11 protein-coding genes are annotated in these 12,790 nt (G+C 61.8%); all 11 read left to right on the top strand.

Annotation, left to right across the window (positions count from 1 at the left end; translation table 11 throughout):
* Positions 1-439: 439 nt before the first annotated feature.
* The 11 genes from ATE67_RS02075 to ATE67_RS02125 all read left to right on the top strand — a co-directional run bounded on the left by ATE67_RS02075 (position 440) and on the right by ATE67_RS02125 (position 12,766).
* Positions 440-1,261: a hypothetical protein gene (locus ATE67_RS02075; RefSeq protein ID WP_156416857.1), complete on the top strand. Its 822-nt coding sequence runs from the start codon at positions 440-442 to the stop codon at positions 1,259-1,261.
* Positions 1,258-2,115: a VOC family protein gene (locus tag ATE67_RS02080; RefSeq protein WP_058815024.1), complete on the top strand. Its 858-nt coding sequence runs from the start codon at positions 1,258-1,260 to the stop codon at positions 2,113-2,115. The genes ATE67_RS02075 and ATE67_RS02080 overlap by 4 nt, the downstream gene beginning before the upstream one ends.
* Before the next feature lie 111 nt (positions 2,116-2,226).
* A complete protein-coding gene (locus tag ATE67_RS02085; protein WP_058815025.1) occupies positions 2,227-3,417 on the top strand; it encodes an aromatic ring-hydroxylating oxygenase subunit alpha in 1,191 nt (396 codons plus the stop codon).
* Entirely contained in the window at positions 3,414-3,908 is a 495-nt protein-coding gene (locus tag ATE67_RS02090) for an aromatic-ring-hydroxylating dioxygenase subunit beta (RefSeq protein ID WP_058815026.1), read from the top strand. The genes ATE67_RS02085 and ATE67_RS02090 overlap by 4 nt, the downstream gene beginning before the upstream one ends.
* A 49-nt stretch (positions 3,909-3,957) precedes the next feature.
* Positions 3,958-6,174, top strand: coding sequence for a TonB-dependent receptor (locus tag ATE67_RS02095; protein WP_082660141.1), 2,217 nt, complete (start codon positions 3,958-3,960; stop codon positions 6,172-6,174).
* A gap of 49 nt (positions 6,175-6,223) precedes the next feature.
* Positions 6,224-7,672, top strand: a complete 1,449-nt coding sequence (locus ATE67_RS02100; RefSeq protein WP_231728010.1) for an aldehyde dehydrogenase family protein — start codon at positions 6,224-6,226, stop codon at positions 7,670-7,672.
* A 20-nt stretch (positions 7,673-7,692) separates the two neighbouring features.
* Positions 7,693-9,051, top strand: coding sequence for a spinster family MFS transporter (locus ATE67_RS02105; protein ID WP_058815028.1), 1,359 nt, complete (start codon positions 7,693-7,695; stop codon positions 9,049-9,051).
* 111 nt (positions 9,052-9,162) lie between these two features.
* On the top strand, positions 9,163-10,527 hold the full coding sequence (locus ATE67_RS02110; RefSeq protein ID WP_082660142.1) for an aromatic ring-hydroxylating oxygenase subunit alpha: 1,365 nt from the start codon (positions 9,163-9,165) through the stop codon (positions 10,525-10,527).
* 1 nt (position 10,528) lies between these two features.
* Positions 10,529-11,077 carry an aromatic-ring-hydroxylating dioxygenase subunit beta gene (locus ATE67_RS02115; RefSeq protein ID WP_058807199.1) on the top strand — a complete coding sequence of 183 codons (549 nt, stop codon included), beginning with the start codon at positions 10,529-10,531 and terminating at the stop codon, positions 11,075-11,077.
* Positions 11,074-12,081 carry a PdxA family dehydrogenase gene (locus tag ATE67_RS02120; protein ID WP_058815029.1) on the top strand — a complete coding sequence of 336 codons (1,008 nt, stop codon included), beginning with the start codon at positions 11,074-11,076 and terminating at the stop codon, positions 12,079-12,081. The genes ATE67_RS02115 and ATE67_RS02120 overlap by 4 nt, the downstream gene beginning before the upstream one ends.
* Positions 12,068-12,766, top strand: coding sequence for a class II aldolase/adducin family protein (locus tag ATE67_RS02125; protein ID WP_058815030.1), 699 nt, complete (start codon positions 12,068-12,070; stop codon positions 12,764-12,766). The genes ATE67_RS02120 and ATE67_RS02125 overlap by 14 nt, the downstream gene beginning before the upstream one ends.
* The last annotated feature ends 24 nt before the right edge of the window (positions 12,767-12,790 follow it).

Raw genomic sequence — 12,790 nt, forward strand, 5'->3', positions numbered from 1 at the left:
GGTCTGATTCTGGGAGGTGGATTTGCCGCGATCGTCGCCGCCACCATATTGCCGTGTGCATTCAACGGCGGGTGTATCATGCGCCGAAGGGCCGATATTCGAGATCAAGGTAAGGGCCGATGGCAAGCCGCTGTCGTTTGCCGAGGCCTATCCTCGAGCCCACCCTCTCCTGAAGCGTCTTGCACGGCCCTCGGAATAGCGATGCTTGCCGATGTGGCTCCGCGAGCTCCGGAAGAGTGTCTTGCGCGGTGCACGCCTGCTCACGACCCCGCGCGGAAATAGAGACTTGTTGTCGTTCTGAATCAACCACTTGACTGTTAGATTTGGGCTGCCCTTTCCAACAGGCTTGTTTCGAATCAAAACAAACAGTATGGACGGACTGAAACTATGGAAGGCGCTCATGCTAGAGCAGTTGCGGTTCATTCGGGTCCCATGCCCCATGCTCGATGAAGCGGCGCGCCACGCCGTGGAGATTGTGGGCCTGGAGCGTGTCGACCAGGTGCCCAATGGGGAACGTTTTCGTTCGGATGCCCGATACTATAGCCTCGAGTTCGATGCCTCGGGACAGACGACGCGCCCTGTGGTGGGCATCTCGCTCCGGACTGTCGAACAATTGGACGCGCTTTCGGAGCAGCTACCGAAGCTGGGATGGCGAGCCGAGACGATACCATATGAGCTATGCCGGGCGCGCCGTTACCATGCCGGACTCAGCTGCCGCGACCTCAGCGGCAATTGCATCGAGCTCGTCGTACGTCCCGAAGATAGCGGTCGACGCTATTTTCCGTCCCGAGACGCGGGAATTCTCGGTCTGAACCAGGTCATATTGGGTTGTCTCGATCCCGCTTCCGATGCTGAAGTCTGGGTCGAGGCCTTTGGCGCGCGCATCACTGACCGGGTCGGGGACGCGGTCTACCTCAGCTGGGACGGGCAGCATCATCGCGTGATGCTCGTCCCGACAAAGCGCGACAGCTTTCTCGTTGGCGGATACGAGGTCGAGAGCATCGATGCCGTGATGCAATCGAGCTATTTTCTCCTGGAGCGCCAGGTCGCCATCGTTCGAGGTCCGGGCAAGGATCCGGCGAGCGGCGAAATCTTCCTGACTTTCAGCAGTCCGGTACCGGGCTTCTACTTCTCCTATTCGACTGGGTCCGTTCCTCTTCCGCAAGGCTCGCGACCTCGCCAGTTCGCCGACCTGCCGTCGTCACGGTGCAGTTGGGGGTCCACCTCCGAACTCGTTGAACTGGGAGGTTCGGCGTTATGACAATCGGCATTCTCGATATCGCGTACACACGGCTCAAGACCCCTGATCTCGAGCATGCTGCGGACTTCGCGACCCGCATTCTCGGACTCGAGGTTGTCGATCGCGCACGCGGTCGCGGATCCTTTCGGTCCGACCATCGCATGTGCACGATGAGTTACGAAACCGGCGATCCGGCCGAGACGGTCGTTGGCTTCGAACTCGCCAGTGGCACGGACCTCGAGAGTGCGGCCACGACGCTCGAGGCGCTCGGGCACGCGGTGCGGCGCGGATCGCACGAGGAGCGCGAACAACGTTGCGTCATCGACTTCATATCATTCCGCGATGCGGGGGGCGCGCAAATCGAATTCGCGGTCGCTCCCCAGGTCTCGGGGCGCGGCGCGACATTAAGTCGCGATGCCGGAATCACGGGCTTCAGCCACGTCGGATTGTTCAGTAGCGACCCGGCGCGCGACGAACATTTCTGGACCCAGGTCTGCAACGCGCGCGTGAGCGATCGCGTCGGCGAGCTCCCGCTGCTGCGACTGAGCCAGATTCATCACAGCATCGCGCTGGTGCCGTCGGATCGTTCCGGAATCCAGCATATCAATCACCAAGTGGAGTCGATCGACGACGTCCAACGCAGCTATTCGCTGCTTCGGCAGCACAAGGTTCCAATCGTGTTCGGTCCCGGTCGGCACCCGACCTCAGGGGCGCGGTTCGTTTACTTCGAGGGTCCTGACGGAATGGTCTTCGAATATTCCGTTGGGGTCCGGGAGGTCGATGAGGAGACATACAGGGAGCGTCAGTTCGGGTTCGAGCCGAGGAGCTTCTGCATGTGGGGTGCCTCGCCGAAGATGAAGGAGCTGTCGAGCTAAATGTCCGCGGCCTTGGGCTCGCGGTGCCTGCGAGCGTAGCCGGGGCACATCGATTTCAAATCTTGAAGCAAACGATAACGCGCCGGTGGAGCGCTAGAGGAAGGACGGGAGATGACGGGTCAGGAGGCGTATCAGCGAGACATTGTCTGGCCGGCAAATTACAATGAGATCCCCAAGGAGATATTCGTTCGGCAGGATCTCTATCAAGCCGAGATCAACCGGATTTTTCGGGGGCCGGAATGGCATCCCGTCGCGCATGAAAGCGAGGTGCCGCTCCCCGGCGACTTCAAGACCTGCAATCTCGCGGACGTCCCCCTCCTGATCATCAGGGGCGAGGACGGGAAGGTCAGGGCCTTCTACAACGCCTGCTCGCATCGCAGCAACCAGATCGAGGTCAAACCGTCCGGCAATCGGACCGAATTCGAATGTCCCTATCATCGCTGGCTGTTCAATAGCGCAGGCGAGCTGGTCGGTTGTCCGAACCAGCGCGAGTTCACGCCCGGGTTCGACAAGAAGGACTATCCGCTGGCTCAGCCGCGTCAGGAATCATTGGGCGGACTCCTGTTCGTCACCTTGTCGCCCGAGACCGACAGCCTCGACGATTTCCTGCAGGAAGCCAAGACCTCGCTGATGGATATCATGGGCGGTGACGGTCGCCTCAGGTTGATCGGCTACCACCGGGTCCGATATCTCACCAACTGGAAGGCCTACAGCGACAACGACGGCTATCATCCGCCGCTTCTGCACCAGGCGTTCACCATGCTTAATTGGCAGGGCGGTGCCGGCAGACAATATGCGACGACCGGTCGTGGGCATTATTGTATCGATACGGAACTCACCGTCCCGAAGCCGACCAGCGTCATTCGCGACACCTCCGTAATCGAGTTCCGTGACGAAGGGCGCCCGAAGCGGTCAAGCGTTCTTGCGCTCTTTCCGATGCTCGTCGCGTCGAATTATCTCAACGTCATCAGCATTCGATTTGCCACGCCGGTCGCGATCGATGAGGTCGAGGTAAATTACGCCTATTTCGCCCATCAGGACGATGACGAGGAAATGGTGCGCCACCGTATCCGCCAAAGCTCCAATGCGATCGGGCCGTCCGGCCTGATCAGCATGGAGGATGCGTCGGTTTTTCACCGGGTGCACATCGGGAATCGCACGCCGGGCAAGGCCGTCTTCCAGAAAGGTGTGACCGATCCCTCGCGCCTCAGCTTCGAATTTCGGCAGAATGACGAAAGCGGCAATCTTCCCCACTGGGAATATTACCGGGCGGCGATGGGCTTCCGGAGGACGGCGGCATGAGCAAGTTGAGCCTGGAAGAGCTGGCCAGCCTCGACGTGCTGCAAGCCGCCTATATCTCCGCACTCGACGGCAAGGCGATGAAGGCCTGGCTTGATACTTTCGACGATGACCCGGATGCGAGTTACATTTGCACGGCCCGAAACGACGTCGAATGCGGCCTGAAGGTGGCAATGATGCTCGACGATTGTCGAGACAGGCTCATAGACCGCTGTACCTTCATCGAGGATATCTGGGCCGGGACGTTTCAGGATTACCGGACGCGCCACTTTTCGCAGCGCGTAACAGCCGAACGGCGCGAAGACGGCAGCGTGGCGATGTCGTCGAATTTTTCGGTGATTTTCACGCCGGACGACACCGGGCTGCCGCAGCAACTCGCGACAGGGACATACGAAGACATCATCCGGATGGATGGCGGTCGATGCCGCTTCCTGTCGCGGACCGCCGTGACCGACAATTCGGTCCTGCCGCGGTACCTCGTGTTCCCGCTCTGAGGGGCGAACGGCATTTACAAAAAATATATGACGAGGAGGAGGACGGGGAATGAAAGGCTATCACCTCACAAGAGCTTTGCTGCTCGCAGCAGGCGCGACAATTGCTGCGCCGAGCAACGCGCAATCGTCTGCGGTTGTCGGTGACGGGTCGCAGCCCCCGACCGCAGAAACGGCGCCGCAGGAGGAAAGCGAGCAATCGACCCAGCAAGGCGGAGGGCTCGGGGAAATCGTCGTTACTGCGACGCGGCGAGAACAGAAGCTGCAGGATGTGCCGGTGGCCGTGACCGCCGTGACGTCCGAGGCCCTGGGACGGTCGGGCGCGGCCGACATTCGCAATCTCACGCAAGTCGTTCCCGGCTTTTTCGGCGGGCGTGCGGCGGGCGTCTTCCTTCCTGTCATTCGCGGCGTCGGATCGAGCAGCATTTCGGTGGGCGACGAGTCCAATGTCGCGACTTATGTTGACGGCATATATCAAGGAGATCCGTTCTCGACCTGGACCGACCTCGTGAAAGTCGACCGCGTCGAAGTGCTTCGAGGCCCGCAAGGAACGATTTTCGGACGCAACGCGACCGGCGGCCTGATCAATGTCATCACGCCCGATCCGAGCTTCGACTTCAGCGGCCTCGTCTCGGCCCGTGCCGCTGCCATGGAAACGGGCGACGGGGACTATAACATTCGCGGCTACCTTACCGGGGGGCTGTCCGACTCCGTGGCGGCCGATATCGCAGGTATTTACCGCAAGTCCGACAATTTCGTCGACGATCTCGTCCGCGGCGGCAAAGCTGGCGGCTATCGTGTCATAGACGTTCGAAGCAAGCTCATGTTCAACGACGGCGACGGCAGCAAGATCGTCCTGACTGGCGAGTATTTCGATCGCGCCGGTTCCGAGAATGTGTATCAGCCCTATGAAAGCAATACGGCAGGGCGCGCTTTTGCCGGCGCAATCCTGCCGACCAAGCCTTGGCAATTATCAACCGACCTGCGTCCGAGTCTCAAGACCCGGCGGTACAGTGTCGCGCTTCAGACGCGCTTCGATCTTGGGGGCGTGAACCTGGAAACGACGGGCGCCTATGCGCATAATCGAACGTCCCAAGCGACCGACTCCGATTCCTCCAACATTCTCCTCGCGACGTTCGTGGCACCGAATATCACGTCCGAATATTACAGCCAGGAGGTTCGGTTGCTATCGGATGGATCGGGTCCGCTCCAGTGGATCGCCGGCCTTTACGCCTTCCACCTCGAAGGCGACGCGAACTTCATTCTCAGCAGCCGCACCGATCCTTCACAGCCGCTGCTCGTCCGCACATTTGACCCGCTGATCAAGACCACCTCCTATGCCGCCTTTGCCGAGGCGACGCTCGAGGTCGTTCCCAGTCTCTTCGTAACGGGGGGCATCAGGTACACCGACGAGAAGAGGAGTTTCGACCAGGTTGTCAACGGCGTCGCCCTCTTTCCGCAAACCGCGAAAAAATCCTTCAGCCGGGTCACCTACAAGGGAACGGTCCGCTTCGAGATCTCCCCGGACACGAATGTCTACGCAACCTATAGCACCGGGTTCAAGAGCGGCGTGTTCAACATGACCGGTACGGCAGCGACGGCCGTCAATCCCGAAACGCTGAGAGCCCTCGAGGGCGGTATAAAGTCGGATATCACGCCCTGGCTACGCGCGAACCTTGCGCTCTACCATTATGATTACAAGGATTTGCAGGTGACTGCCAGGGATCCGATCGGTCCCGGATACGTCTTGCAGAACGCCGCGGACGCGACGCTCTATGGCGGGGAGCTGGAAACTACGATCGCGCCGAGCGAGAATTTCAGGGTCAGCAGCGCCATCGCATATTCCCACGCTCAATATGACAATTTCCCGCAAGCCCAGGTCTTCATCCCCAGGCCGACGGGCGGGAACGTCGTCTCGCAGGCCGATGTCTCCGGCAACCGCCTGCCGCGGGCACCGCGATGGACCTTCAATATCGCTCCCAGCCTCGATGTGCCCCTGGAGTCCGGAACGCTGAATATCAATGGCTCCCTCTTTCGCAGTTCTACTGTCTATTTCGACTTCCTGAACACGACAAAGCAGGATCCCTACACCTCGATCAACGGCGAGATTTCCTGGAGGACCGCCGACGAGAAGTTCCGTTTCTCGATCTGGGCTACCAATATCGCGAACGAGAAGATCATCCAGGAAGTGCGCCCGGGAGCGCTCGGCACCGACCTTCGCTACGAACTGCCGCGGCGCATCGGTGCCGGGATCGAGCTGAGCTTCTGAACACCGTCACCCGATTTATCGACCAGCAGCGAGTCCCGGTATGGCAGCAATGATCGAACATGGCCTCTACTACGGCGGTGCGTGGCATGCCCCGATATCCGACACCTTTCGACCGTCGATCAATCCTGCCGACGGATCCTACATCGCACTCGTGTCGAAGGCCGGCAAGGAGGACGTCGATCGGGCGGTGCTGGCCGCCGTTGCCGCATCTCGCGTATGGCGCGATGTCTTGCCCCTCGAGCGGGCGCGCTTGCTTCGCGAGATGGCTGCAATCATCCGCAAGAACCACGCCGAGCTTGCCCGGCTTGACGCGCTGGACTGCGGAAACCCGATCCGGGAATTGATCGGCGATGCGCAGGTCGCGGCAGCGCTCATAGAATATTTCGCGGGCCTGGTGACGGAAATGAAAGGGGCGTCCATCCCCGTCGGCCCGGACGCGGTGAATTTCTCCGTTCGGCAACCCTTCGGCGTGGTGGCTCGCATTCTGGCGTTCAACCACCCCTTTCTCTTCTGCGCTGGCAAAATCGCGGCTCCGCTGGCCGCGGGCAACGCGGTCATCGTCAAACCATCCGATCAGGCGCCCCTCTCGGCCCTCAGATTTGCAGAGCTGATCGACGGCTTGTTGCCCGCCGGGACCTTCGGCGTGCTGACCGGAGACGGTGAGACGGGGGCCGCGCTCGCCTCGCACCCCAAAGTGGCGATGATCAGTCTCGTCGGGAGTGCGGCGGCTGGGCGCGAGGTGATGCGCGCGGCAAGCGCTACGCTGAAACCGGTCCTGCTGGAGCTCGGGGGAAAGAATGCCCTGATCGCTTATGGAGACGCCGATCCGGGCGAAGTGGGGCAGGCGCTGGTACAGGGCATGAACTTCGCCTGGTGCGGGCAGTCGTGCGGGTCCACTAGCCGGGCGTTCGTTCACGAGGACATCTACGATGATGTGCTCGCGCATATCCAGGCGGCGGTCGGGCGCTTTCGACCAGGAGACCCGCTCGATTCCGATACGTCTATGGGAGCCGTGATCAGCCCGCAGCAGTATGAGCGCATCATGGGAGCGATCGCTTCGGCAAAGAATGATGGAGCCCGTCTCATTTGCGGAGGAGGGGCGCCATCAGACCCCGTTCTCTCGAAGGGACTCTTTGTCGAACCGACGATCTTCGCGGACGTGACGCCCGGCATGCGCATCGCCCAGGAGGAAATATTCGGGCCAGTGCTGGGGATCATGAAGTGGACCGACGAAAGAACAATGATCGAGACGGTGAACGAACTCGATTACGGACTGACATGTTCCATCTGGACGCGTGACCTCGAAACGGCGCACCGAACCGCGATGGAAGTCGATGTCGGCTATGTGTGGATTAACGAGACGTCCCGCCACATTCTCGGCGCCCCATTTGGCGGCATGAAACAATCCGGGATCGGCCGTGAGGAGTGTCTCGGCGAACTGCTCGCCTTCTCGCAGGAGAAAAATATCTTCATCTCCCTCAGGTCCGGCGGGACGTGAAAGCGCCGGACGCACCCCCGATGTCGATCCCCGCACCCGACACTCTGACGGGGGAGCGCGGATCGAACGACGCTCCGGGCGCCGCGGACACCGGGCTGCCCTTCGGGCCGCGCGCGGCCATGATGTTCCTGACCGCAGCACTGGCGCTCAATTTCGTCGACCGGCAGATCGTGAATATTCTCGCCGAACCGATCAGTCGAGAATTGAAGCTCGCGGACTGGCAGATCGGTTTGATGTCGGGGCTCGCATTCGCGTTGCTCTACGGTCTCGCCGGCATTCCGTTCGCGCGCTGGGCAGATCGCGGCCACCGCCCTCGGATCATGGCGTTGGCCGTGCTCCTGTGGAGTGGCTTCACGATCGCCTGCGGCTTGGCGCGGAACTTTCCTCAGCTTCTCCTGGGCCGCGTCGGCGTCGGCATCGGCGAGGCCGGTCTGACACCAGCGGCAAACTCGCTGATAGTCGACTATGTCCGGCCCGAGCGCCGTGCCTCGTCGCTGGCGCTCTACTATCTCGGCGTCCCGATAGGAACCTTGGCAGGGATGGCACTGGGAGGACTGGTCGCAGATGCCTATGGTTGGCGCGCTGCCTTCTTCCTTGCCGGCGTTCCAGGGCTTCTTCTCGCCCCCTGTCTTCTCTTCGTCTTGTCCGAGCCGCGAACCGGCAAGGAGCGGGGTCCCGACCTTGCGCCGATCGGGACGGTGGCGACCGTCGTGACATTGTGGCGGATCCGCACCTACCGCCTGGTGGTCATGGCCACCGCGCTCCAGGCGGCGGTGGGCTACGGCTTCGGTCCGTTTCTTGCCTCGTTTTTCGTCCGAAACCACGGCGCCGAGATTGGCGACCTTGCCTCCTCTGCCGGCCTAGGCGCGGCGGGCTTCCTGGGTTTGACTCTCGGTTTATCCACCGGCCTTGGCGGTGCGATCGGGGTGTGGCTCGGCGGTTTTCTTGCCGACCGACATGGCCGGAATGACGCGCGGGCCTATGTCACCGTCCCCGCGCTGGCGGCGGCAGCTTCCCTGCCTTGTTACGCGCTGATTTTTACGGTCGACAGCGGAATATTCGCGCTCGCCGGTCTCGCCCTTCCCAATATTCTGGGAGCCATGTGGATGGGGCCGGTCCACAGCACCCATCAAAGCGTGTCACCGCCGGAGATGCGCGGCGCAGCGACCGCCTTGTTCCTCCTAATCCTCAACCTGATCGGCGTCGGCCTTGGCCCGCTGCTCGTCGGAGCAGCGAGCGACGCCATCGCCTGGCAGGCAGGCGAGGACAAGGGAGCGAGCCTGCGCTTCGCTCTCGTCGGCGCGAGCCTCCTGGCCCCGGTCGCCGCCTACATATTCTGGCAAGCGAGGAGGTCGATTGCCGACGACATGGTCTCGTGAATAGCCCTTCAGACCAAATGGACATCCGTTTCTTGACGCAATCCGGAGAATGAAATGCCAACTGAGCACCAAATCTCGCCTGTCCGGCCTGCCTCCGCTGATGTGGCAGCGATGGAGCGCGCCGCGCCGCCAGGGCCGCATCGTGTGCCGGACCGCCTCGACGTGGCGCGCAGTCGATACGATGCCGCGGGGCTGCGCTCGCTCGTTGCGCCCGGCTGGGTGCATTCGGCTGTCTATACCGATCCCCGCATATTCGAGCTCGAGCTGGAACGTATTTTCCATAAGGGCTGGGTGTACATCGGTCACGAAAGCGAGATCGCGAAATCCGGAGAGTTCCGACGCCGCCAGATGGGCCGGCAGCCTGTCATCTTCGTTCGTGGCCAGGATGGCGAAGTTCGGGTATTCCTGAACCGGTGTCGTCATCGCGGCGCGATCGTCTGCGAAGTCGACGAGGGGCGCGACAGTTATTTTCGCTGCTGGTATCACGGCTGGACCTACTCGAACTCGGGCGAACTGGTCAGCGTATCCGGACCCGATGGCTACGGCCCGAGTTTCGATGCCCGGGAGAACGGCCTCACCCCAGTGCCCCGCGTTGCAAGCTACCGGGGGTTCGTGTTCGCGACACTGGACGATGCCGTACCCCCTCTCGAACACTATCTCGGCGGCGCCGCAAAGGTCATAGACATTCTCGTCGATTCAGCCCCGCGCGGCGAACTGCTGGTGCGATCGGGGTCGAACCGAACGATATACAAGGGGAATTGGAAGCAGGTCGGCATGGACGGGTATCATCCGCTCTTCGTCCATGCCTCCGTGCTGGCAACTTGGGAGCGGCATTCCGATTCCGGCCATAGTCTCGGCGCGACCCACAGCGCGAACCCGTTCAACTTCGACGGCGTCTCCGAAACGCGCGACTTCGGGAATGGCCACACGATGCTCGATTTTCTGAAGCACCGGCTAAACCACTCGGGCAAGTTCCGATCAATCCTCGAAAACACGCCTGGCGGGGCCGATTACATCGAGGCGCTCTACGCAGAACATGAAGAATCGTGGGCCGATGTGCTTCTCGCGATGGCCGGGGACCCCCATGTCGGGATTTTCCCCAATCTCCAGCTCATCAACAACCAGATACGGATCGTGAACCCGATCTCTGTCGACGAGACCGAGGTCGTCATGTTCCCCGTCCTGTTTGCGAACGTCAGTCCCGAAATCAACGCGCTGCGTCTTCGACAGCATGAATCCTTTTATGGGCCGGCCGGGTCTGGCTCCACCGACGACGCCGAAATCTTCGAGCGCGTCCAAAAAGGTCTCGGCGCCAGCATCGACCCCTGGATCAACATTTCGCGCGGCATGAACCGCGAACGAGTCGAGGCCGACGGCACCATCGTTGGCCATATTTCGGACGAGGTGCCGCAACGGGGCCAGCTCAAGCAATGGCTGACGATGATGGTGGGGCGTCCGGAATTCGAGGAGGGCTAGAATGGGCGTTGCGATGACCGAACGGGACGAAGTCTCCATGTTTGTGCGGGCCGGGGACGACACGTCCATATTGCCGGGCAGCAGCCTGTATAGCGAGATCGAGGCGCTCCTGTATCGCGAGGCCGAACTCATGGACAGCCATTCGTTCGACGCATGGCTCGGGCTCTGGCACCCCGACGGCCTTTACTGGGTTCCGTCGAATGGCGAAGACATCGATCCGCGAGAGTCGGTCTCGATCATCTACGAACGGTATCCGCAGATCGAGGACAGGATATTTCGCCTGAAGGACAAGCGCATGCATTCGCAAAGTCCGAAGTCGCGGTTGATCCGGATCGTCTCCAACATCACCGCGAGCGCCTCGGGACCTGCAGATATCCTGGCATTCTCGACGTTCATTCTCGGGGAAGTCAGGGGGGCTGAGCAGCAGTCGTTGTTCGGGCGTGCCGCCCATCGATTGAGGCGCGAGGCGGACGGCTTGCGGATACTCGGGAAGAAAGTTTACCTGATCGCCAATGATTCCCCGATGCGCAACGTGACGTTTCTCCTGTGAACGGCGGCGCGTCAGCAGCCTTGGGCGCGCTGCCGGTCGTCGCGACGGTGATCGGCGACCCGGCAGGTATCGGGCCGGAAGTCTGCGCGAAAGCCCTCGCGCTGGACCGCGATCCGCGGTCGGCTCGCCACCTCCTCATCGGAAGCATTGACGCTGTCCGGCTGGCGGTCGCGGCGAGCGGAATCGCGTGTCAAGCCTACCCGGTCCGATCCCCTGGCGATATCGACGATGCGGCCGACGGGATTGCCGTCCTCGACCCCGGGAATCTGCCCAGGGTGGCATGGTCGGTCGGGCAGGCCGGCGCTGCGTCGGGCAGGGCGGTCATCGAATGGATCGAGATTGCGGAAGGATTGGCGAGGGACGGGCAGATCCAGGCCTGGATCATGGCGCCGGTCGATTCCTCTTCGCTGAAGCTCTCCGGGAAAGTCGAATCGATCGACGACCTGCAGCCAGAGGGGACCTATCTTCTCAGGGTAAGTCCCTCGCTTCGCGTAGTTCCCATAACCGAACATATTGCAATCTCCGCCGTCCCGGCGTCAGTGAACGCATCATCCATCTCCCGGCTGATTGAGGTCGTCGACGACAGCTTCCAGCGGTGGGGGGTGCCCGATGCCAGGATCGGCGTGGCCGGTCTCAACCCCCACGCGATGGGCATGGAGGAGGCGGCAGAGATCGCGCCGGCCATAGAGCGGGCGCGGGCGGCAGGGCGGCGCGTGGAGGGGCCGGTATCTCCCGACTCGATTTTTCGCCTTGCTATCGAGGGCCGTTACGACGTCGTCGTGTCGATGTATCACGACCAGGGCCAGATCGCTCTCAAAACAGCGGCCTTCGAGGGCGCCTGCACAATCTATGTCGGCCTGGACTATGTTCGCCTAACCGTTCCGCACGGGTCCGCTATGGAAATTGCCGGAAAAGGAGTGGCTCAGCACGCCAGCATGGCGGCTGCGATGCGAATGGCGGAGTCGCTGTGTTGCGGAAAGGGGTTCGGCGATGGACCGCCTTGATCCCGTTCTCGACGAGCGGGTCCGCCTGGCAGCTCGCGGATTGGGGCGCGCAGGGCTGGTTCATGCCTTTGGGCATTGCAGCGCCAGGGTCGATGCAGAAAAATTCCTGGTATGTGCGCCCATGCCTATGGGTCTTATCCGCGACGAGCCCGGGACGATTGTTTCGGTCGAAGGGGATCTGCCTTCCGGCGTCCTCGGAGAGGTTCGAGCCCATCAGGCCATCTATCGCGCGCGACCGGATGTCGGAGGTATCTGCCGGATCATGCCGCCGGCGACCATGGCCCTGTCAACGATGGGGATCACCCCCGCGGCCCGCCATGGACTGGGGGCTTATTTCGCGCCCGCCCCGCCGCTCTGGAACGACCCGAGGTTGCTGCGCGATTCTGAATCCGCCTCTCGGCTCGCCACGACCCTGGGAAGCGCATCAGCAGTCGTCATGCGTGCCAATGGTGCGATTACCGTTGGCCGGGACATAGAAGAGGCGGCAACCTTCGCCTTCTTTCTCGAAGATGCGGCACGCGTCGAGCGGGACATTCGCTCGATGGGCTTCGATCCCGCAACGGGACTCCTGGACGCATGCGAGATCAGGGCGCGGCAGACCCTGTCGGGAGGGGTTGTCGAAAGACTTTGGCAATGGCTGACCGAATGGCAGCAGCCCGAGGATTCACGCGCGGCAAGTCGGTAATGCGGCCGTGCAGGTCGCGGTGTC

This window comes from Sphingopyxis sp. H050 (assembly GCF_001468265.1).
GTDB lineage: Bacteria > Pseudomonadota > Alphaproteobacteria > Sphingomonadales > Sphingomonadaceae > Sphingopyxis.